At 71.1% G+C, this 22,497-nt stretch carries 16 protein-coding genes; 4 read left to right on the top strand and 12 right to left on the bottom strand.

The window, feature by feature from the left end; genetic code table 11:
* Positions 1-97 precede the first annotated feature (97 nt).
* The 6 genes from MUY14_RS39205 to MUY14_RS39180 form a co-directional block, all read right to left on the bottom strand.
* Positions 98-586 (bottom strand): uridine kinase, encoded by a 489-nt coding sequence (locus MUY14_RS39205; RefSeq protein WP_247017167.1) that lies wholly within the window; start codon positions 584-586, stop codon positions 98-100.
* Between the two features lie 52 nt (positions 587-638).
* Positions 639-1,073 carry a DUF2304 domain-containing protein gene (locus MUY14_RS39200; RefSeq protein ID WP_247017165.1) on the bottom strand — a complete coding sequence of 145 codons (435 nt, stop codon included), beginning with the start codon at positions 1,071-1,073 and terminating at the stop codon, positions 639-641.
* 13 nt (positions 1,074-1,086) lie between these two features.
* A complete protein-coding gene (locus MUY14_RS39195; RefSeq protein ID WP_247025462.1) occupies positions 1,087-1,788 on the bottom strand; it encodes a glycosyltransferase family 2 protein in 702 nt (233 codons plus the stop codon).
* A 59-nt stretch (positions 1,789-1,847) separates the two neighbouring features.
* On the bottom strand, positions 1,848-3,815 hold the full coding sequence (locus MUY14_RS39190; protein WP_247017163.1) for a DUF6541 family protein: 1,968 nt from the start codon (positions 3,813-3,815) through the stop codon (positions 1,848-1,850).
* Positions 3,816-3,898: 83 nt separating this feature from the next.
* Positions 3,899-5,203, bottom strand: coding sequence for a lipopolysaccharide biosynthesis protein (locus MUY14_RS39185; RefSeq protein ID WP_247017161.1), 1,305 nt, complete (start codon positions 5,201-5,203; stop codon positions 3,899-3,901).
* Positions 5,200-6,219 carry a glycosyltransferase family A protein gene (locus MUY14_RS39180; protein WP_247017159.1) on the bottom strand — a complete coding sequence of 340 codons (1,020 nt, stop codon included), beginning with the start codon at positions 6,217-6,219 and terminating at the stop codon, positions 5,200-5,202. The genes MUY14_RS39185 and MUY14_RS39180 overlap by 4 nt, the downstream gene beginning before the upstream one ends.
* Positions 6,220-6,303: 84 nt before the next feature.
* Here MUY14_RS39180 and MUY14_RS39175 point away from each other — a divergent pair, with 84 nt between their 5' ends.
* The gene (locus tag MUY14_RS39175; RefSeq protein WP_247017157.1) at positions 6,304-7,401 is read left to right on the top strand and encodes a UDP-N-acetylglucosamine 2-epimerase; all 1,098 of its coding nucleotides are present in this window, start codon (positions 6,304-6,306) and stop codon (positions 7,399-7,401) included.
* 113 nt (positions 7,402-7,514) lie between these two features.
* Positions 7,515-10,553 carry an AfsR/SARP family transcriptional regulator gene (locus tag MUY14_RS39170; protein ID WP_247017155.1) on the top strand — a complete coding sequence of 1,013 codons (3,039 nt, stop codon included), beginning with the start codon at positions 7,515-7,517 and terminating at the stop codon, positions 10,551-10,553.
* Positions 10,554-10,586: 33 nt separating this feature from the next.
* On the opposite strand, the gene MUY14_RS39165 is transcribed toward MUY14_RS39170, so the two are convergent.
* Entirely contained in the window at positions 10,587-11,501 is a 915-nt protein-coding gene (locus tag MUY14_RS39165; RefSeq protein ID WP_247017153.1) for a PIG-L family deacetylase, read from the bottom strand.
* A 17-nt stretch (positions 11,502-11,518) separates the two neighbouring features.
* Positions 11,519-13,102 carry a DUF346 domain-containing protein gene (locus tag MUY14_RS39160; protein WP_247017151.1) on the bottom strand — a complete coding sequence of 528 codons (1,584 nt, stop codon included), beginning with the start codon at positions 13,100-13,102 and terminating at the stop codon, positions 11,519-11,521.
* A gap of 180 nt (positions 13,103-13,282) precedes the next feature.
* On the opposite strand from MUY14_RS39160, the gene MUY14_RS39155 reads away from it, so the two are divergent.
* A complete protein-coding gene (locus tag MUY14_RS39155) occupies positions 13,283-14,896 on the top strand; it encodes a glucosaminidase domain-containing protein (RefSeq protein ID WP_247017149.1) in 1,614 nt (537 codons plus the stop codon).
* Positions 14,897-14,949: 53 nt separating this feature from the next.
* Here the strand turns inward: MUY14_RS39155 and MUY14_RS39150 are convergent, their stop codons facing one another.
* Complete coding sequence (locus MUY14_RS39150) at positions 14,950-16,959, bottom strand: trypsin-like serine protease (RefSeq protein WP_247017147.1); 2,010 nt, start codon at positions 16,957-16,959, stop codon at positions 14,950-14,952.
* 189 nt (positions 16,960-17,148) lie between these two features.
* Here MUY14_RS39150 and MUY14_RS39145 point away from each other — a divergent pair, with 189 nt between their 5' ends.
* Positions 17,149-17,625, top strand: a complete 477-nt coding sequence (locus MUY14_RS39145) for a hypothetical protein (protein WP_247017145.1) — start codon at positions 17,149-17,151, stop codon at positions 17,623-17,625.
* Positions 17,626-17,651: 26 nt separating this feature from the next.
* Here MUY14_RS39145 and MUY14_RS39140 read toward each other — a convergent pair whose 3' ends face one another.
* The 3 genes from MUY14_RS39140 to recR form a co-directional block, all read right to left on the bottom strand.
* The gene (locus MUY14_RS39140; RefSeq protein ID WP_247017142.1) at positions 17,652-18,116 is read right to left on the bottom strand and encodes a hypothetical protein; all 465 of its coding nucleotides are present in this window, start codon (positions 18,114-18,116) and stop codon (positions 17,652-17,654) included.
* 11 nt (positions 18,117-18,127) lie between these two features.
* On the bottom strand, positions 18,128-21,715 hold the full coding sequence (locus MUY14_RS47035) for a chemotaxis protein (protein ID WP_281506213.1): 3,588 nt from the start codon (positions 21,713-21,715) through the stop codon (positions 18,128-18,130).
* A gap of 185 nt (positions 21,716-21,900) precedes the next feature.
* The gene (gene recR, locus MUY14_RS39120; protein ID WP_247017140.1) at positions 21,901-22,497 is read right to left on the bottom strand and encodes a recombination mediator RecR; all 597 of its coding nucleotides are present in this window, start codon (positions 22,495-22,497) and stop codon (positions 21,901-21,903) included.

Raw genomic sequence — 22,497 nt, 5'->3', positions numbered from 1 at the left:
TCACTAACTCAGATGGCGGTACCTATGTTGGTCCGGTCGTGATGCCGGGCTGGATCGATCCGGGTCCTCTGGTCACGCTGGGTGACCGATTCGTTCCCTACGAAAGTCGGGTTCCGGCCGCCGCGGGGGTGCCGTCGACGGCGAACCAGCCACGCTCGAACCGTTGCCAGCGCCCCAATTCGGCCCGTGCGGCCTCCCCGTCCCGTCCGACGGCTTTGGCCAGCCGCACGGCTTCCGGGCCGCCGGAGAGCCAGCAGAGGTGCGAAAGCAGGGTTCTTGCCGAAGCCCGGCCGCTCGAGACGCCTTCCAGCACCAGCACGTCCGGCACGCTCACCCGGACGAGCTCACCCGGGCGGGGAACGCCGGAAGACCAGTCGGTGCACCGATAAGCGCCCGGAACGCCTTCGGCCAGGGGACGCAGGACGCCGTCGACGAGCCGCGGCCACCACGAAACCGGGTCGTCCCAGGTGGCGAAGGCGTCGGTGCTGACCAGCTCGGTGCGGCACCCGCGGGCGCGCAGGCCTTCGACGACCCGGGCGGCCAGTGTGGACTTCCCGGCACCCGACGGCCCGTCGATCGCGAGCACGCGGACCCCGCCCAGCCGGGCGGGCGCGGCGAGCAGGGCTTCGATCAGCGCGTCACTTGCTGACGCGCTCGACCTCCGGGAGCCCTTTGACGTCGTCGGGCGCCGACACGCGGGTCTCCAGCCCGGCGATCCGCCGCTCCAGGTCGCGCCGGGTGTCTTCGAGCTCGCAGCGCAGCAGCGCGATCTCCTCGACCGACGTGCGGACCTCTTCCTCGAGGTGCCCGACCTCGGTGGACAGGTGCAGCGACACGAGCGCCAGCACGACGCCGGCCAGGAGGAAGACGAAGTTCGACGGGGTTTCCACCCCGGTCAGCTTGGCCAGGAAATCCGCGGCCGACGGGACCACGGCCAGGACCACGACGCCGATGGAGACGATCAGCCACACACCCGCGTACTTTTCGCGCAGCTTGCGCCGCCGCATCATCTCGATGACGACGAAGAGCACCAGGCATGCGATGACGATGCTGAGGATGCGCCAACCGACCATCTTCGGTAGCTCCTTATGCCGAGTCTGAGGAGTCGACGGCCGGGCGGCGTCGGACCAGCGCCAGCAGCAGCGCGAGGCCGGCGCGGCCCAGGTAGACGGCCGACTTGACGGGCGAGTGGCTGGGTGTGCCGCCCGCGCGCTCGCGCATGACGACCGGGATCTCCTTGATGGTCAGCTTGGCCCGGATGGCCATGACCAGCGACTCCACCGTGTCGCCCAGGTACTCCGCCGGGTAGTAGCCGGCGAACAGCCGGATCGCTTTCGGGCCCATCGCCTTGAACCCCGACGTGACGTCGGTGAGCTTGGTCTTCGCCAGGCGGGAGAACACCAGCGACAGCACGACCATCGCGTACTTGCGCGGCCCGCTGGCCTTGTAGGCGCCCTTGCCGGCGAACCGGGAGCCGATCACGATGTCCGCGTCGTCCAGGCCGCGCAACAGCGCGTCGAGCTCGTCCGGGTCGTGCTGGCCGTCCGCGTCCACCTGCACGACGACGTCGTAGCCGCGGGCGGCGGCGTACCGGAAGCCGGTGCGCATCGCGCCGCCGACCCCGAGGTTCACCGCGAGCCGGGCCACTTCGGCCCCGGCCGCGCGCGCCAGCTTGGCGGTGTCGTCCGCCGAGCCGTCGTCCACGACCAGCAGATCGCCGTCCGGCAGAGCGCGCTTGACCTGCGCGATGACCGAAGCGACGCTCGCCGATTCGTTGAGCGCGGGCATCACGATCAGCACCCGGCGGCTGGTCACGGAGGTGGTGGACACGCGATCACTTTAGCCTTTCACTGCCCGTTACCGGTGCCGGACCCAGGCGCGGCACCGGCCGTGACAACGCCCTGCTGGCCCTCGATCTCGTAGATCTTCGCGCCCGCGTTGCGGTAGACCAGCTTGAAGCCGGGGCTGCTGTCGAGGTGCTGGAGACCGACGTCGTTCTGCGTCGCCGGGGTCACCTTGCCCGCCCCGACGAAGGCGTAGCGGACCTTCAGTTCGGTGAGCAGCTCGCGCACCTTCGGGTACTTCTCGACGTCGTTGGCGAAGACGCTCAGGTAGCCCGCGTCGGTGTCGAACTCGGCGCCGTAGAAGTTCCACTGCGTCGGCATCACGCCGGCCAGCGCGTACATCCAGACGGACCCGTCGGCCTTGTCGTTCAGCACGCGCTCGCCCGGCGCGGTGTGCTGCGCGAGCCAGGTGAACGCGGCCTCTTCGTCCTTGCTGACCGTCGGGCCGCCGCTGTAGTTGAGCTGCAGGCGGGCGGCGTTGCGGCCGATGTAGCCGCCGCGGCTCAGGCCGCCGACGACCAGCGCGAGCACCACGACGCCGACCAGGGTGAGCGTGGCCGGCTTGAGGTTCGGCAGGCGCGGGGCCACCTTTTCGGCGAACCAGCCGGACGCGGTGTGCACGAACTCGCCGAACGCGACGCAGCCGGCCAGCGGCACGAGGGCCGCGACGCGCCAGTTGTCGTTGTAGAACGGGCTGCTCAGCGTGTGCACCAGGTCGGTCTCGAGGGAGACGGTCGCGGCGAACAACCCGCCGAGCACGACGTACGCGCCGACCATCCACAGCATCCGGCGGTGCTTGACCAGCAGGAAGACGCCGATGATCGCGGGGACGCCGATCCACCACTGCGGGAACGCGGCCATCGGCGAGAACGTGATCGTCTCGCCGACCGCGCCGCTCACGGTCGCTTCGTTCGCCCAGTACGCGCTGGTCACGCCGCCGGCGTTGTACAGCGACGGGAGCACCACCGGGATGCCCAGCGCGGCGGCCAGCACCACGGTCGCGAGCAGCGACGGCAGCGACCGGCGCCAGGTGATCGCCTCGAAGCGGAACACCACCGCGGCGAGGATCAGCAGGAAGTAGACGATGACGACGAACACGACGCTGGTGTGCAGGCCGGCGAGCCCGGCGACGCCGACACCGATGGCGACCGGGCCGGCGATCGCGCGGGGCTCCAGCAGGTGCCGGGCGACCGCGAGCATGGCCGGGATGAGCGCGACGCCGGCGACGAACGGCCACAGCGGGCCGCGCCACAGCGAGTCGTACGGGAAGACCGTGAAGCAGGCCGACACCGCGGCCGCCGCGGCCACCCCGATCGGGGGCATCCGCCAGGCGTGGCACATCGCCGCGACGCCGAGCGGCACGGTCAGCACGACCGCGAGCGCCGCCAGGTTCAGCGTCGGCATGATCGTCAGGCCGCCCTTGCCGAAGACCAGGGCGAGCAGCGCGTGGTAGGTGTCCGGGTAGAAGTAGTGCGTTTCGTTCGGCAGGTTCGCGATCGTGCCGACGGTCGACGGCCGGGCGTCGCCGTGCTCGGCGATCCAGCGGACCAGGTTCGCGTGGAACGGCGCGTCCCAGCCCTGCTGGACGTTGCCGACGTCGCGGATGCCGCGCAGGAACGTGACGGTGCCGATGCCGAGGCCGGCGAGGACGCCGAGGCCGATCAGCAGGTGGTCGCGAAGGCTGCGCTCGGGCCGCTCCGGCTCGGTCCAGTCCGGGTGACGGCGGCGCGTGGACCGCGTCACCGCGAAGGCCAGCGCGAACCCGACGGCCGAGAGCACCAGCGTCCACAGCGCGACGTTCGGCATCGACCAGCGGATGCCGAACCGGCCGAGCACCGGGATGCCGAGGGCGACGAGGCCGAAGGTCAGCATCGGCGCTGCCGCGGCCAGCGTCCAGCCGCGCAGCCGGATCGCGGCACCGAACACCAGACCCGGCAACCAGAACGCGAGCAAAACGAGTAGCACGTTCATCGAATTCGCAGTCCAAACCTTACCGGCGTTTCACGCCGTTTCCCGTCCCCACCGGCGGGTTCGCAACGCACCTTACTGGGCCGCTACGAAGACGTTCCACCGGTGCCCGGGGTTGTCCCCGAAACCGATTCCGGTGCTTTCCGGAGAACGAACGCGAGCACCACGGCCAGGCCCAGCGTCGGCGCGGCGGCCAGCGCGACGACCGCGCGGAACACGGTTTCGCCGGGCAGCAGCACCAGCAGCAGGGACGCCGTGCCGGTGACGATCGCCCAGGTGACCAGCACCAGCCGGGCCTGGGTGCGGGCCACGAGCACGGCCGTGAGCAGCTGCATCGGCACCAGCAGCACCGACGACCAGACGAGCCCGGCGACCGACCAGCCGTCGATGTCGTACTTCGGCCCGCTGACGAACCGGACGGCCCACGGCCCGAGCCACAGCCCGACCAGCGCGCCGAGCGCGGCCAGCACCAGCGACGCGGCGGCGCCGAGGGCGAGCACGCGGCGGAGCTTGTGGCGGCCTTCCTCGGTGACCGAGAGCCGGACGACGAACGGCACGGCCAGCGACTGCACCGGCCCGATCAGGGTCAGCGGCAGCCGGGCGATGACCAGCGCGGCGAACAGGGCGCCGACGCGGTCGCGGTCGCCGCCCGGGGCCAGCAGGCCGACCAGCGCCGGGTAGCCGGTGATGACCGCGGCCGTCAGCGCGGCCCCGACCAGCAGCATGCCCATCCGGCGGCCGGTGACGCCCCAGCCGTCGCCCTCGACGTGCGGGTCGAGCAGCTGCCGGGCCGGGCGCGCGAACAGCAGCCACGCGAAGGAGCCGGCCGCGACCGCGATCGCCAGCGAGACGACGTTGTAGGCGACGGAGACGAACAGCACGCCCAGGACGAGCGCGCGGATGGCCGGCTCGGCCACCACGAGCAGCGAGAACGCCTTGACCTTGTGCTGGCCGATCAGCAGCCCGCGGGTGCCGAACTGGCAGGCGAACGCGACGCCGCCGCACAGCACGATCAGGGCCAGCGACCAGTCGCCGCCGAAGAGCTTTTCGTTGACCGGCGGGATCAGCAGGGCGAGCGAAAAAGCGGCCGCGACCAGCATGCCGACGGCGACCGCGCGCAGGGCGGGGCGCCCCGCCCTGCCCCCGGTCAACGCGGCCACCGCGGACTGGCGAGAGAGCTCCTGCTCCAGCGGCGAGAGCGTGCTGCCGAGGCCCATCACCAGGCCCCAGAAGGTGACGAAGACCGCGTAATCCTGCGGGGACAACAGGCGCTGGCAGGCGACCGTGAGGACGTAGCCGAGGCCGATCGACACGATCAGCGAGCCGCCGAGGCTGCCCGCCGTCGTGCGCCCGCTGCGGGCGGCGGCCGGGGTTTCCACCTCGGCGCTCATCGGCGGCGGAGCTTGGTCCGCACGGCCATGGCCAGTCCACGCAGGACACCCGCGCCGAAACCGCCGGCGAACACCGGCAGCAGCTTGGTGACCGCGCGGGCCTCGGGGCCGGTCGCACCGCACTTCTTGACGACCTCGCCGGCCGCGACCGCGCCGAGCACGCCGGCGGCCAGCGTCGTCTTCGGCTTCTTCGCGGCGAAGGCCAGGCCGATGACCCCGGCCGCGAGCGCGCCGAAGAGGGCATTGCGGGCCGGGCCCGGCGAAGCGATGTAGGAGTCCACGTACGTCGTGCCGCGGAAGTACGCCTGCTGCGTGAACTTCTTGAAGGAGTCGCGCCCGTTGTAGGTCGCGGACAGCTCGGGGGCGAGCCAGATCTGCTCGCGCTCGGCGATCCACCGCAGCATGCGGGTGTCGTCGCTGGCGAAGCGGATGTCGTCGAACAGCGACGCGAACGCCGTCACCGAGCCTTCGAGGAGACCGCGGCGGGCGCAGAAGAAGGTCGTGCCCTTCGGGTAGACGTCGAACTCCTCGATGCCGTACGACATCAGCCGCGGGTTCGCGCAGTACTTGCGCCACGGCACCTTCACCAGCCCGGCCATGAAACCGGCGTACGGGTTGTGCTCGGAAGCGACGTTGATGTGGCCGTTCCAGACCGCGCGCTCGGGGTGGTCCACGAGCTGGTCGCGCAGGAACGTGAGGGTGTGCTCGTCGACGATGACGCGGCTGTCGAGCAGCGCGATCCACTCGCCGGAGGACTTGGCGATGCCCGCGCTCCTGGCCTCGAACCGGCCGCCGTTGGCCTGGCTGAGCACCGTGATGCCGTGGCGTTCACGCAGGTCGTCGAGCCGGGACGGGGTGGCGTCGGTGCTGCCGTCGTCGACCACGACGACCTCGATCGGCCAGCTCGCGGCCGACGCCGAAGCGAGCAGCGCGCCGACACTGCGTTCGATCCAGTCCTGCTCGTTGTAGACCGGGATCACGACGCTGAGCGAGGGGAGGAGCGGGTTCGCACTCACCGTGCCGAGGCTACCCGGCGGCCCCCGCGGGGGGTCGGCCAGTATCCTTACGCCACCGCACCCGACCGGAAATGGGCTCCTCTGGTGATTTCCTTCATTCTCGGCACCACCGCGGAACTGATCAAGATCGCGCCCGTCTACCACGGGATCCGCGAGCGCGGGATGCGGCCGAAGATCTGGTTCACCGCCCAGCACGTCGACGAGGTCGCGGACGTACTGGCCGACCTGGACATGCCGGCGCCCGACGTCTGGCTGGTGCCGGAGGACAAGGCCCACAACCTCGAGTCGCCGGCGCAGGTGCCGGGCTGGGCCGCGCAGGTGCTGCGCACCGCGTGGAGCCGCCGCCACGAGCTGCGCGCCGCGCTGAACGAGGACGGCCGTCCCCCGCTGGTGCTGGTGCACGGCGACACGTTCACCACGCCGTACGGCTCGCTGATCGGGAAGCGCATCCTCAAGTCCCGCGTCGGGCACGTCGAGGCGGGCGCGCGGTCGGGCAGCATCCTCTCGCCGCTGCCGGAGGAGCTGAACCGCAAGATCGCGGCGAAGATCGTCGACATGCACTTCGCGCCGAGCATCCGCGAGGTCAACAACCTGCGGCACGCCCGCGGCGTCGTCGTCAACACCGAAGCGAACACGGCGATCGACGCGATGCGCCTGGCCATCAACCAACCGCTGGACGTGCCGAACCTGCCGGAGAAGTTCGGCCTGGCGACGCTGCACCGCTTCGAACTGGTCTCGCGCCCGGACAAGTACCGCGAGGCGCTGGAGATCCTGCGCGAGCAGAGCCGCAAGATGCCGATCCTGTACATGGCCGGTGCGCCGGAGCGCGAGAAGATCCGCGCGCTGGGCATCGGGAACATCTTCGACGACCAGTTCATCGTCCAGCCGAAGATGCGCTACCTGAAGTTCCTTCCGCTGGTCGCGCGCGCGGAATACGTCGTCACCGACTCGGGTGGCCTGTCGGCGGAGTGCTACTACCTCGGCCTCCCCTGCGCGGTGCACCGCGAGCGCACGGAAACCCCGCAGCACCTGGGCGAAACGGTCGTGCTGACCGAGATGCGCGGCGACAAGCTGCAGAACTTCCTCGACACGTACCAGAACCGCCGCGGCGAGTCCTGGATGGACAAGTACCACCCGTCCGAGATCATCGTGGACACGCTGGCGCAGCTCGGCTACTGCTGAACCGGGCGGCTTCGGCCGTTCGAGTGTTTTCCCCTCCGCACGTGATCAGGCGTGACTAGGGTCCGAAGCGAGGTCACCTGAACGTGTGATCTCACGGGACTGGGGGGATCTCGATGCGGTTTCAGCTGTTGGGGGCGGTGACCGCGCGGCGAACCGGGGCCGATGTCCCGCTGGGCGGGCCGAAGCCCCGCACGCTGCTCGCGGCGCTGCTGCTGGCGGAAGGCCGGGTGCTGCACGCCGACCGGCTGATCTCGATCATCTGGGACGAGACGCCGCCGGACAGCGCGTCCGCGTTGCTGCACACCTACGTTTCGACGCTGCGGCGGGCGTTCCAGCAGCCCGACGGCGCCCCGGGCGCGATCCTCACCGAGCAGAGCGGCTACCGGATCGAGCTGACCGGCTGCACCGTCGACCTGCTGGAGTTCGCCCGCCTGGCCGCCGAAGGCGATGCCGCCGCCGGCGCGGGCGACCACGAAACCGCCGAACAGCGCTACGACCAGGCGCTCGGCCAGTGGCAGGGCCCGGCCCTCGGCGGCCTCAAGTCCCGGTTCGCCGCCGCGGAAGCCGCGCGGCTGGCGGACCAGCGGCTGGACGTGCTGGAGAAGCGCGTCGACTGCGCGTTCGCGCTGGGCCGCGGCGCGGGGCTGGTCAGCGAACTCACGGCGCTGGTCGCGGAGCACCCCCTCCGTGAGCGCCTGCGCGGCCAGCTGATGACCGCGTTGTGGACGACCGGGCGGCAGGCCGACGCCCTGCGGTGCTACCAGACCGGCCGCGAACTGCTCGTCGAGGAGCTCGGCGTCGAACCCGGGCCGGAGCTGCGGGCGCTGCACCAGCGGATCTTGCGCGGCGACGCGGGCGCGCCGGAGGCGGGTGCACCGGCGGTGCCGAAGGCCGACGAGGAACCGGAAGCGCCCGGCGGCCCGTGCCTGCTTCCCCCGGACATCACCGACTTCACCGGCCGGCGCACCGAGACGGCGACGCTCACCAAGCCGTCCGCGCGCCGGGTGGCGATCTCCGGGAAACCCGGCTCCGGCAAGAGTTCGCTGGCCGTGCACGTGAGCCACCTGCTGCGGGCCCGGTTCCCCGACGGCCAGCTCTACGTCGCTCTGCGCGGCGCCCAGCAGTCGCCGGTGGATCCGGTCGAGGTGCTCGGCCGGTTCCTGCGCGCCTTGGGCGTCCCCGACGGGGAACTCCCGGTGGGCCTCGACGAACGCGTCGAGCTGTACCGGGTCCTTTCGGCGTCGAAGCGGCTGCTCGTCGTGCTCGACGACGCCGCGGACGAGCGCCAGGTGCGGCCGCTGCTGCCCAGCGGGGACGGCTGCCTGTGCGTGCTCACCAGCCGGGTGCGGCTGGCCGCGCTGGACTCGACCGAGCACATCGACCTGCGGGTCCTCGACGACGAGACCGGGCTCGCCCTGCTCACCCGGATCGTCGGCGGCACCCGGATCGCCGCCGAGCCCGACGCGGCCCGCACGCTCGTGCACCTCTGCGGCAACCTGCCGCTGGCCGTGCGCATCATCGGCGCCCGCCTCGCCGCGCGGCCGGACTGGCGGCCGTCGCGGCTGGTGCCGAGGCTGCGCGAACAGCGGAAGTTCCTGAACGAGCTGGCGATCGGGGACCTCGAAGTCCGCGGCAGCCTCGCCCTCTCCTACCGCGGGCTCGACGACCCGGAACGGTCCGCGCTGCGCCGGCTCGGCTGGCTGGGCGTCCCCGACTTCGGTGCCTGGCTGGTGAGCGTGCTGCTGTCGGTGCCGCCGGACGACGCCGAAGACATCGTCGAAGGTCTTGTCCGCGCGCAGCTGCTGGACGTGGTCAGCAACGACGGCTCGGCCGTCACCCGGTACCGCCTGCACGACCTCATCCGGGTGTTCGGCTGGGAACGCGCGGAAGCGGAGGAGGACGCCGAGCAGTTGCGGCTCGCGGTCCGGCGGGCCGCCGACGAGTGGTACCGGCTGGTCGAGTGGGCGTCGGGCGGCACGCCGGTGCGCGCGCTGCGCCCCGCGGCGCCGAGCCCGGCGGCGACCCCCGAGCTGGTCGGCACCGACACCCTCGGCGAACCGCTCGCCTGGTTCGACGCCGAACAGGCGGCACTCGTGCACATCGTCGAGCGCGCCAGCGAACTCGGGCTGGCCGACGCGGCCGTGCGGCTGGCGACCGCGTTGTGTTCGTCCTCCTTCGCCGTGGAGAACCACTTCCACCACTGGTGGCGGACGCACACGGCGGCGCTCGAAGCGGCCCGGCAGGCGGGTGACCTCTCCGGCCAGGGCCTGCTGCTGGCCGGGCTCGGCTGGCTGCGCAGCGAACAGGACCGGCTCGACGAAGCCGCCGACTACTACGCGCAGGCCCTCCAGGCGTACGCCGACGTCGACGACGTCCGCGGCAAGGCGGTCACACGGCTGATGCTGAGCAGTGTCCGGCGCGAGCAGGCCCGGCTCCCCGAAGCGCTGGAGCTGCTCGGGGAAGCGCTCCCCGTGCTGAACGAGCTCGGCGACCCGCGTGCGGAGGCCAGGGGGCACCACGGCCGCGGCATGGTGCTGACCGAGCTCGGCCGGCTGCCCGAAGCGCTGCTCGAGCTGGAGCTCGCCCTCGAGCGGTACCGGTCGCTGCCGGACGACCACGGCGTCGCGCTCGTCCTGCGCTCCACCGGCATCGTGCACCGCGCGGCCGGCCGGCTCGTCGAGGCCGAACTGGCGTGCGCGCGGGGATTGGCCCTGCTGCGGGACGTCGGCGACCGGCTGATGATCGCCTACGCCACCCAGGCGCTGGTGAAAGTCCACATCAGACAGGGCAGGCGGGACACCGGCGAGCTGCACGCCGAACTCGAGGACGCGCTGGCGACGTGCCGCGAGATGCAGGACGGCTTCGGCCAGGCGCTGATGCTCCGGACCCTCGGCGAGCTCGACCTCGTCCGCGGCGAACCGGACTCCGCCCGGCGGCACCTCGAACTCGCCCTCACCTGGTGCGACGCGCTTTCCCTCCCGCTGTGGCGGGCGCGCAACCTGCGTGACCTCGCGACCGCCCAGCGGGCGCTGGGCAGGCGGGCGGAATCCGACGCCACCCACGCCGAGGCGCAGGCCCTGTTCGCCCGCTACGGCGCCCGGGAAGCCGGCGAGCCCCGCGCCGAACCGGTCGTGAGTGTGAAACAGGGTTAGCACCCTGTTTCACACTCACGACCGGCCTGGGCACTAGCAGCCGTTGAAGTCGCCCGGCGGCACCCAGGGGATCCCCGGCCAGAAGATCCGGCCCTCCGGCCGGTACTGCTTGCCCATCACGTTGTCCCACGACCACGGGCTGATCTGGTAGTCGAACGGCTTGTAGGCGTTCCAGATCGACTGCTTGCGGTCCCGCCAGTACCCGCCGACGTTGTCCGCGTAGTCGGTGATGACGTACCCCTGGTACTCGTCCCGGCGGATCCAGGTGTTGCCGGCGCCGTCGACGTCCGCGTCGGCCGCGAGGATCGCCCCGGCGACGTGGTCGACGTTGTCGGCCACGCCGTCCCCGCGCTTTTCGCGGTGCCCGATGGTGCTCTGCGTGCGCAGGTAGTCGGGCTGGACGTAGTCGATGATCGACCGCAGCATGCCGACGAAGGAGTCCTTCGTGTACGCCGGCCGGTAGTCGATCGGCTCGGCGACGTAGGAGTCGTCGTGCAGCATCCGGTACAGGTCACCGCAGTTGTCCTCGGGCCCGGCGGCCGCGTGGATGTAGGTGAACACGAGGTGCACGTTCGTGCCGTCGAGGTGGTCGACGGCGACCGGGTGGCCGCCGAACCACATTTCCTCGTACGTCCAGGAGTTGGGCACCCCGGCCGTCTCGGCGTAGGCGGCGTGCTCGCCCTGCACCCGGTTGTCGGCGTAGTCCATGCCACACGGATCGTGGCTCTCACACGGGATTTCGCCCGCGGTGAGGTAGGTGACCCACACGTTGTACCCGGCTTCGACGTCGGAAGCGATGTCCGGGTTCATGAACAGGAGGTCGTCGTCCTGGTGCGCGGAGAAGCTGAGCGTCGTGGTGGTGTCGGCGGCGGCGGGACTGTGCACCGCGGCGACGGTCGCCGCGGCCAGGACCAGCGCGGCGAGCGGCCGCGCGATCTTCGTGCGCATGACGTGCTTCCTTTCGTTCACTGGCCCCAGTTTTCGATGTCGGGGGCGCCCATGTCGGTGTTCCAGTACCAGTGGGTCAGCGTGCCGTTGGTGGAACGGCCGTAGATGTTTTCCTGGTTGTCGGTGGCGAAGCCGGTGGGGTTGGCGCCGAGGTTTCCGCCCCAGTTGTCGTGACGGGGCTGGTTGTCTTCCGGGGTCCAGTACCAGTGGCCGAGCTGGTTGTCGGGGGTGCGGGCGAAGACGTGCTGCTGGTCGTTCCAGACGTAGGCCACGGGGTTGCCCTGGATCGCGGCACCGAGCGGTTCGTCGACGACCTCTTCGTCGGGGGTCCAGTAGAAGTGCTTGAGGGTGCCGTCGGTGCCGCGGGCGAAGACGTGCTGCTGCTCCCCGAACGCGTACCCCGTCGGGTCACCGGCCAGCGTGCTGGAACCCCAGGTGCCGTAGTTCGGGTCGGCGTCGGTCGGGGTCCAGTACCAGTGGGCCAGGTGGCCGTCGGTGGTGCGGCCGAAGACGTGCTGCTGGTCGCCCCAGACGTAGGCCACCGGGTCGCCGGCGATGCTCTGCGTCTGGGTTTCCTCGACCACGCCCGTGTCCGGGGTCCAGTAGAGGTGCTTGAGCTTGCCGTCGGTTCCCCGCGCGAAGATGTGCTGCTGGTCGCCGAAGGTGTATCCGGTCGGGTTGCCCGCGATGTCGTCCGCGCCCCACTGCTCGAAATTGGGGTCGGCGTCCGTCGGGTACCAGTACCAGTGGCCGATCGTGTTGTCGGTCAAGCGCGCGAAGACGTGCTGGGTGTCGCCCGAGACGAAGGCGACCGGCTCACCCGCGAGCGCCGCGAGGTAGGACTCGGACTCGATGGACTCGCCCGCGTTGTAGGAGTGCAAGAGCGACCCGTCGGCGCCCTTCGAGAACATGTGCTCCTGGGTGCCGTAGCGGTAGGACGCCGACGCCGCGATGCCCTCGTCGCCCATCGGGGCCGGCTGGCCGATGTCGTCGACGATGTTGCGGTAGCGCATCGGGGTGAAGGTGCGGATGTAGGACTGCGTGGTCCACGCCCGCTCGACCGCCGGGTTGCCGTAGTCGAACTCCTCGCGGACGATCGGCTGCGTCTTGGCGGCGTCGTTCCAGGCGAGGAAGAGCGCGATGTGGCCGTTGCGCCACAACGCGTCGCCGGGCCGCAGGTCCGCCCAGCCGATGGCGTCCATCCGCGACGGCAGGGTCGCGGTGGTCAGGCTCGTGCTGAGGTTCCAGGCCATCGAAACGAACCCGGAGCAGTCCTGGCGGTAGGTGCCGTACTGGTTGGTGTGGTACGCGGACTGGCTGTACATCACGTGCTCGTCGATCCACGACCTCGATCTGGTCAGCACTTCGGAGCGCGTGATCTGGCCGTTTTCGACCGAGGTCATCGCCCGGGCGGCCTGCGGATGGCTCGGCACGCCGGCGGTGCCTTCGTGCGGTAACGCGCCGGGGTGGGCGGGGTCGTAGTAAGCGGCCGCGGCGGCCGGGCCGAGCGGGTGGGTCTGGGCGATCGCGGGGGCGGTGCCGGCGAGCACGAGCGAGGTGAGCACGGCGGCGACGACGGCACCGGTGCGCTGGACGGTCATGGGTTTTCCTCCCGGGTGAACGCTCCGCCGTTCTCGGTGCGGCGGACTCGCCGGGAAACCGTGTCGCGGCAGGCTTCAAGTCCGCCCCAAATCCGCTTCAACGGGACTTGCAGGCGGCTTGGAGTCGACTTGGAGACCGGGCTTCCAGGCTTGGCCCATCGCCACGACCTGGAGGACACCATGACCCGCACCACCACCCGGATCACCGTCGGCGGGCTCGGCGCGTTGATCAGCACGCTGGCTCTCGTCGCGCCCGCTTCGGCCGGGCAGCCGACGACCGGCGACCCGGGGACGAGCACGACCACGCAGGAACAACAGCGGTCGGCCGCGATGAGATCCGCGGCCGTCGAGGACGGCGCCCAGGACGACTACGTCGCCGCGGCCGGCCCCGCCGCCCAGCGCGTCCGCGACGACTTCGACATCCCGGCCTCGGTGACGGCGGCCCAGTCGATCCTGGAGTCGAACTGGGGCCGCAGCACGCTCTCGGTCAACGACCGGAACTACTTCGGCTTCAAGTGCACGTCGCCGACCAACCCCGGCCCGTTCGCGAAGGGCTGCGCGCCGTACCCGACCACCGAGTGCGTGCCGGCGCCCTGCCACACGGTCAACGCGTACTTCCGCTCGTACGACTCGATGGAGAACTCGTTCCGCGACTACGGGCGGCTCCTCACCACCAGCTCGACCTACTCGAGCGCGCTCCCGTACCGCCACGACCCTGCGGCGTTCATCCGCGAGGTGGGCCGGCACTACGCCACGGACCCGAGCTACGCGGACAAGGTCATCTCGCTGATGAACACCTACGACCTCTACCGCTTCGACTCCGGCACGGCGCCGGGCGCCACCCTCGGCGACGAGAGCATCGCGGCGTCGGCGTCCTACCGGTACGGGACCCAGGAGCACATGTTCTCCCGGGGTGCGGATGGCTCGCTGCTGCACTCGTACAACGCGGGCGAGTCGATCGAATCGGAGTCCTACCCCGGTGCTCTGGCCGGTGAGCCGGTCGCGTTCGTCGCCGGGGACACCCAGCACGTCTTCGCGCGGCTGACCGACAACACCATCGGGCACTGGTACTGGTACCCGACGGACGCCGACCCCAACTTCGAGCAGTGGGGTGCCGACGACATCGCGGGCAACCCCACCGGCTACGCGTTCGGCGACCAGCAGCACATCTTCGCCCGCGGGACCGACGGGAAGCTCAAGCACCTCTACTGGACGCCCGACACCGGGATGGTGGAGGAGACCCAGACCCAATCGGTCGCGGGTGACCCCGTCGCGTACGTCTGGGGCGACCAGCAGCACGTCTTCGGCCGCACCACCGACGGCCACCTCGCGCACTGGTACTGGACCCCGACCGACGCCGACCCGAACTACGGCACCTGGGGTTCCAGCACGCTGGCCGGTGACCCGACGGGGTACGCGTTCGGGGAGCAGCAGCACGTCTTCGCCCGCGGCACCGACGGCACCCTCAAGCACTTCTACTGGACCCCCGACGAAGAGGTCGTCGACGAACCGCTCGGTGCCGCGATCCAGGGCAACCCCGTGGCCTACGTCTGGAACGACCAGCAGCACGTCTTCGCCCGCACCCCCGACAACCAGCTCGGCCACTGGTACTGGACCCCGGAAGACAACCAGCCCCGTCACGACAACTGGGGCGGAAACCTCGGCGCCAACCCCACCGGCTTCGCCACCGACAACCAGGAAAACATCTACGGCCGTTCCACCAACGGCACGCTGACCCACTGGTACTGGAACACCGACATGGGCGCCCCCGACATCGAAAACTGGGGCCAGTAACGAGAAAGCGGGCCGTTCACGAGAACGTGAACGGCCCGCTCCGGCTCAGCCGGTCAGAGGAACACGGCCTGGGCCGCGCTGAACGTCCCGTTGCTGTTCCACTTGCCGCCGCGGTCCTCGAGGGCGCCGTTCTGGGCGGTGTGCCAGTAGAACAGGCCGGTGTTCGAGTTCCCGTAGTCGTAGCTGGCGATCACGTCGGCCCGGCCGTCACCGTCGATGTCCGGCGCGGTCCACTGCGACTTGGCCCACGACCAGGTCCCCGCACCGCTGTCCCACTTGGTAACCGGGGCGTCGAACCCGTCGCCCGTCGCGTGCCAGGTCGAGAACGTGGTGTCGGCGTTGCCGTTGTCGTAGGCCGCGCCGATGTCGATGCGGCCGTCACCGTCGAAGTCGCCGGTCACGAACCGCGCCTTGGCCGGGGTGAAGGTCAGGCCGTTCCACTTCACGCCCTTGTCGTCGAACTTGCCGGCCGCGTTCGCGGTCCAGAGGAACAGGTTCGCCGAGTTGTTGCGGTAGTCGTAGAACGACGCGAGGTCGGCGCGGCCGTCCCCGGTGAAGTCGCCCGCCACCCACGTCGACTGGGCGATGTTCCACACCCCGGCGGCGGTGGTCCACTGGGTCACCGGGGCGTCGATCCCGGTCGCCGTGGCGTGCCAGGTGAGGAACGACATGCTGGCGTTGCCGTTGTCGTAGGCGGCGCCGATGTCGGTGCGGCCGTCACCGTCGAAGTCGCCGGCCACGAACCGCGCCTTGCTCGGCGAGAAGTTCGCGCTGTCCCACTTGACGCCCTGCGCGTCGAACCCGCCGGCGGCGTTGGCGTACCAGAGCCAGATGGTCGAGCTGTTGTTGAGGTAGTCGTAGACCATCGCGAAGTCGCTGCGGCCGTCGCCGTTGAAGTCACCGGTCAGCCAGCGCGCCTGGGCGGCGTTCACCGCGCCGTTCCCGCTGTCCCACTTGAGCGCGGGAGTGCCGAGGATCGGGGATTCGGCCGAACCCGGGCCGAGCGAAGGCCAGACGTAGAGACCGGTCCGCGCGTTCTTGAAGTCGTACACCGCGCCGACGTCTTCGAGGCCGTCACCGGTGAAGTCGGTGCCCTTGGACAGCGGAGTCGTGGCGGAGACGACCGCCGTCGGCGTGCTGGCCGGGCCGGCCGCCGGGGTGGCGACGACGCGGTAGTACCGCGTCTGCTTGGCCGGCAGCTGCGGCTGGGTGAACGACAGCGACGACGTCGTGGTGAGCCGGTGGGCCGCGTCGACCGGGACGTCCGCGGTCGTCGAACCGTAGACGGCGTAGCCGGCGTTGTCCGCCGCCGGCAACCCGTTCCAGCTCACGACGATCGTGTGCCCGACGCCCTTCGCCACGGGCGCGAGCACGGTCTGCCGGATCCAGGACACGACGTCGTCGGTCCGGGCCGCGGTGCTGCCCTGCCTGGTCTCGGTCTCGCCGAAGCAGCCGTGCTGCCAGGAAGCGCTGCTGACGCCGACCAGTTCGGCGCGGCCGGAGACCTCGCGGAACGCCGGTCCCCCGGCGTCACCGCGGCAGGTGTCCGCGCCGGCGTCCCCGGTGAGGTTCGCCGTGGTGGCGGTGTTCGCCCCGGCGGTGAAGACCGCGCTGTGCAGCTTGTCGGGCACCCACTCGGTGTCGGTGCGGCCGAACCCGGCGACCCGCAGCTTTTCCCCCGCCGCGGGCGCCGTGGCCGACAGCGAAATCGGGACGACGTCGGTGATCGGGGCGGCGAGCCGGGCCAGCGCGAGGTCGCGCCCGGCGGCGAGCACCAGCCCGGTGACCGCGGCGGAGTGGCCGGCGGACCCGGTGAGGTCGGTCCGCCCGACGACGGCCGTGGTCGCTTTCGCCGGCGCCCCGCCCTGCGGGTTCTCCGGGAAGCAACTGGCGGCCGTGGCGACCCAGTCCGGCGCGACGAGCACGCCGCTGCAGGCCCGGCCGTCCATGGTGAGCTTGGCGGTGAAGCCGTAGGTCCCGTCGGCGGCGACCGAGCTGTGCGACACCGCCGACGCAGGAACGGCGGCGAGCAGCCCGGTCACCAGCAGCACACCGCCGATCACGGTTCTTCCCGCTGTTCGTGTGCGATCCACCAGAGTTCCCCCTCTTAAGTTTCGCGAAGCAGTTCCCGCCCCTCGGGGCTCATCGCGAAAGATAGACAGTTTTTTACCGCACCAGCCGGTGACACATGTCACATTTTGGCTATCAGGTGGTCAAGTAAAATCCGTACCTGAATTCAGGGGAGGACATTCGTGAAATCTGTCAATAGTGCATTCGGCGCAGTCGTTCTGACCGCCGCCGCGCTCGTCGCCGGCCCCACCGTGGCCACCGCGGCCGCCGACGACACACCCCCGCCCATCGTCGAGGACTACGACTACCCGGGCGCCGACCAGATCTTCGCCGAGCACGGGATCCGCCTGCTCAAGGGCGACGGCCACATCCTGTTCACCGACTGCGCCACCAGCGGGAACCGCATCGAGGTGTGGAGCCGCACGAACGACGCGACGTTCTGCTTCCACGTCACGGCGAACAAGGGCTACCTGAGCCTCGACCTCGCCAAGGTCTACCTCATCAAGGCCGACGACCACTCCCTCAAAGCGACGATGCTCGTGAAGGGCACCCCGAAGGTGGTCGACATCGAAAAGAACTCGTGGACTTCGGTCGGCGAAGGAGCGGACCCCCAGAACGGGCCTTCGTCGCTCCTGGAACTCAATTCCGGCCCGGCCTGATCGCATTCTCACGGGCGGCTCACCGGTCAGGTACCGGTGAGCCGCCTTATTGCTGCCGAAAAGTTCCTTCCGGTCAGTTCCGCGAGCTTTTCGAAGAACTCGACGCCGCCGACGGTGATGGCCGAAAGCAGCTCCTCTTCGCCCGCGACCGAAGTGCGGCGGAGTTCGCCGCCAGCGACCGTGATCCGGAGCTGCTTCCCCGGAACCGGATCGAGCGAGATCTCGATCGACTGGTCCGGGAACGACATCACGGCACGCCCGTCTTGACGGTAGTCGGCGACGAGCTGAGCGACGAAGATCCACAACAGCTCGATGGACGAGTACAGGTCTTCGTCGAGCAGTACGACCCCGTTGACGGTCAACAGGATCGCACCACCCGGATCGTCGACGCCCCGCTTCGGCGGTAGCTCGGTGCAGTCCAGGACATCGACGAAGCGGAAGTCCCGCTTGCCGAAGTCGAGCACCGTCCGCACCCGCGCTACCGCCCCCATCGCGCCTCCTGCTACTTCGGGAAGAATTGGACGATCTTGCCACCTGCGACCGTACCTTTGTAGGTCACGCCGTTGACGACACCTTCGATGGCCGTGTTGGCGTTGGTGCCGCCGTTCGCGATGATCTTCGCCTGGTTCTGGGTGAGCACTTGGCGAATCGCGTCTTCGATGTCCGGGATGGTCATCCGCGAGTCGAAGAACGTCTGGGTCGCCTTGAAGCTGCCGTCCCAGTACCGCGGGTGGTGTCGTTCGAGGATGTGCTTGATGTAGTCCTTGTTCAACCGCGCCTGCTCAGCGCCGACCTGGAACGCCTTGCTCGTCCAGTCCGCCAGTGCCCCGGCCGACCGACCGGAGATCAGCGCCTTGCCCGCGACCACGCCGGCCGCGCGCAGTTTCAGCATCCGTTCGAACCACCTGCCGAACGGCTTCCCGATGCCGTTTTCCTTCTTGACCAGCAAGAAGCCGGTGAGGGACTTGAGCTGGTTCTTCAGCGCCGCGCTGCACGAACCGCCGTTGTTGCAGTACTCCCGCAGCAGCAGGTCCGAGAACTCGTCACCGACGGCATCCGCACTGTCGTACTCGTCGGCGTGCTCGGTGATCCACGCGTCGAAGTTGCGCCCGATCGCTTCGCACGCCGACAACCCGTAATCCGCGAACGGCAGCACCAGGCCGTTGACCAGGCAGGTGCCATCCGTGAACAGCACCATCACCCCGTTCTCGAACTGGGCTGCCCGGAAGCGCTGCGGGGGTCCGTTCAACTGCTCGTTGTTGTGCGTGCGCAAGAAAATCTCGACCGCTTCGGCCGCGGCGTCCGCGGCCTCCGACGCGCTCTTGCCCGCGTCAGCGGCTGCCTTCCGGGCGTCTTCGGCCTCGCTCGCGGCCCACTGGGCCATCGAGCGGGCGACCGCCGCCGAGTGCGCTGCCTTCGCCGCGGAGTCCGCGGCTCGGGCCGCGGCCTGCTGCGCCGTCGCGGCGGCCTGACGCGCCTGCTTCGCGGACAACGCCGCCTGCTCCGCCGAGGCCTGGGCCGAAGCCGCGGACACCTTGGCCTGATCCGCGTACGTCCCGGCCTCCGTCGCCGAACGGCGGGCCTGCTCCGCGTACCCCGCTGCCTCGTCGGCCGCGTGGCGGGCGGTTGCCGCCGCCGCGGCCGCCCACGACGCCGATTCCCGGGCCGAGGCCGCGGAAGCCGCCGCTTCGGCGACGTAGCGCTCGACGACCGCGACGTGCGCCGCGGTGTCCTGGTCGCGGCGCTGGGCCTGGGCCTTGCCGACCTGCAGGAACTCGCGCAGCTCGTCGTCCGGGCCGGCGAGGGTGATCTGCGCCGCCGCCTTCACCTCGGCTCCGCCGGTCGCCAGCGCCTGCGCGACGGCGATGCGGTCGTCCTTCTTCGCCGCGGAGAACTGGCCGGTGCGCAGGAACGCCCGCCGGTCGGCGGCCGAGCCGTTGAGCGCGGCCTGCGCCGCCTCCTTCGTGGCCGGGCCGCCCGCGGCGAGCAGCTGCGCGATCGCCGTGCGCTCGTCGTGCTCCTTGCCCTCGTACGGCTGGGTCTTCAGGAATTCGTTGACCTGGACGTCGGTCCCGCCCAACGCGGCGAGCGCGGCCTGCGCCAGCGCGGTGTTCTCGCTCTGGGCGAGGTGGCCGACCCGTGCGCGGTCGTCCTGGTAGGCGGCCGCGGTCAGGCCGCCGGTGATGTACTCGACGACGTCGTCGTCGGAGCCGCCGAGCACCGCTTCGGCGCGGGACCGGCTGATCGGCCCCGCCGCCGCGAGCTGCTTGACGGCGATCTTGCGGCCGTCGGTGACCACGGTCGCGCGGGGCGCGCCGGGTGCCGCGGCTTCGGCGAGCAAGCGCTTCGCCTCGGCGTCCATCCGGTCGGCTTCCGGGGTGTCCCAAAGGACTTCGGCCGGGATCGCCTCGGTTTCCGCGCGCAGGGCCTGGGCGAGCTCGACGGCTTCGTCGGTCTCCGTCGCCAGGCGCTCGGCCTCCGCGTGGCGGGCGACCTCCTGGGTCCGGCTCGCCTGCGCGGCCGCTGCCGTCGCCGCGTCGGCGGCTTCCTTGGCGGCCCGGGCGTGCGCTTCCGATTCCGTCGCCGCCTTGTCGGCTTCCCCGGCGTGCGCGGCCGCTTCGTCCGCGGCCGCGGCGGCCGCGTCGGCGTGCGTGGCCGCGCTGAGGGCGGCCGTCCGCGCTTCCTGCGCGGCCGAAGCGGCTTCGGCGGCCAGCGCACCGGCCGCGTTCGCGGCGCGGGTGGCCCGCGACGCCGCTCGCTTGGCGTCGGCCGCGGCCTTCTTGGCCCGCTCGGCCTGCGCCCCGGCCGCGGCGGACTGACCGGCGGCCGCGTCGGCGGCATTGCCTGCCTTCTGCGCGTTCGCGGCGGCCGAGGACGCCGCCTGCACCGCCGCGCCCGCCGCCCGGGCCGCGTCGCCGACCGCCACCGCGGCGTCCGCCGCGAGCCGGGCGCTGGCCGCCGCCTGACGAGCCCCGATGGCCGCCTTGCGCGCGTCGTCCGCCTTGCCGGCGTCGGTCCGGGCGTCCGCCGCCGCGCGCTGCGCCGCACCCGCGGCCCGCCCGGCGAGCACCGCCGCCACGGCCGCGCGCTGGGCGGCGGTGGCCGCGACCTTGGCTGCCTGCGTCGCATCGTTGGCCGCGCCGATGGCCTCCCGCGCGGCCGCGGCGGCCCGCGTCGCGGCGTCGGCCGCCCGGCCCGCCGCGTTGGCCGCCTTGACCGAGTCGTCCTTGGCCGCGGCCGTCTCCGCCGCCGCCGTTTCGGCAGCCTGGCGAGCCAGGTCGGCGGCCTGGACCGCCCGCTCCGACGCCTGCTTCGCGAGCGTCGTTTCGGTCGCCGCGCGCTCGCTTTCCTCCTTGGCCGCCGCCGCGAGGCCGGCCACGGTCGCGACTTCGCCGTCCCGCTCCCGGGCCGCGTACTGGCCGGTCTCGAGGAATTCCTGCAGCTCTTCGCGCGTGCCGGACAACGCGATCTGGGCGGCACGCTTCACTTCCGCCCCGCCGACCGCGAGGATCTGCGCGGCCAGCACGCGCTCGTCGTGCGCCAGCGCCGTGTCGTGGCCCGACAGCACGAACCGCGAGAGGTCCGCGACGGTGCCGTTCAACGCCGCCTGGGCCGCTTCCTTCACGCCGGGGCCGCCGACGGCCATCAGCTGCGCGATCCGGACCCGCGTGTCCTGTTCCCACGGCGCGCGGATGCCGGTGGTGAGGAAGGCCTTGATCTCCTCGGGGGTGCCGGACAGCGCGGCCTGCGCGGCCGTCTTCAGCGCCGGTCCCGCGGTGGCCAGCAGCTGCGCCACCTGCACCCGGTCGTCCTGCGCGGTGGTGCTCGCGAGGCCGGTGGACAGGAACTGCCGGACGGCGTCGTCGGTCCCGGCCAGCGCGGCCACGGCCGCTTCCTTGACGCCGGGGCCACCGGTGCGCCACGCCGCGACGGTCCGGGCCCGGTCGGTCAGGACCGCCGGGGGGTCGTCGGGGTCGGCGGCGAGCGCCGGTGGCGAGACGAGCCCCGCCAGCAACGAAAAGAGGAACACGACGATCGCCGTGTTCCGCCAGAGCCCGATTCCCCGTCTCGACGACGATCTCGGCTTCATCGCGGTCCATCCCCCCGGTCGGCGAACGTCGTTCGCCCGGGGAAAACGGTGCCACCGAAGGGGACCGTGCAGCCGCTACGGCATCCCTCCCCGGACGCCGCGATGGACATTAAGCGCGCATCAGCCGCAGGTCAATGATTCTTTACCCGCGGCACCGGGTTCCGGGTGATCTTCCGTCGATCGGCCTAGAGCACCCGGCGGCCCGAAAGCGCGCGGCCCAGCGTCAGCTCGTCGGCGAACTCGAGGTCGCCGCCCATCGGGAGACCCGAGGCGAGTCTCGTCACCGACAGGCCGGGGAAGTCGCGCAGCATCCGGACGAGGTACGTCGCCGTGGCCTCGCCCTCGGTGTTGGGGTCGGTCGCGATGATGATCTCGCTGATGTCGTGCTCGCCGAGCCGCTTGAGCAGCTCGCGCATCCGCAGCTGCTCCGGGCCGATGCCCGACAACGGGTCGAGCGCGCCGCCCAGGACGTGGTAGCGGCCCTTGAACTCGCGCGTGCGCTCGACGGCCAGGACGTCCTTCGGCTCCTCGACCACGCAGATGACCGTGAGGTCGCGGCGCTCGTCGCGGCAGATGCGGCAGGTCGGCTGCTCGGAGACGTTGCCGCAGATCTCGCAGAACTGCACGCCTTCCTTGACCTTGCCGAGGACGTCCTGCAGCCGCGAGATGTCCGCCGGGTCCGCGGCCAGCAGGTGGAACGCGATCCGCTGGGCGCTCTTCGGCCCGACCCCGGGCAACCGCCCGAGCTCGTCGATCAGGTCCTGGACGACACCTTCGTACAA

The sequence above is a fragment of the Amycolatopsis sp. FBCC-B4732 genome (assembly GCF_023008405.1).
In the GTDB taxonomy this organism is placed as follows: Bacteria; Actinomycetota; Actinomycetes; order Mycobacteriales; family Pseudonocardiaceae; genus Amycolatopsis; species Amycolatopsis pretoriensis_A.
The sequence above is the reverse complement of the archived record's forward strand: the minus strand, read 5'-3'. Positions and strand labels throughout refer to the sequence as shown.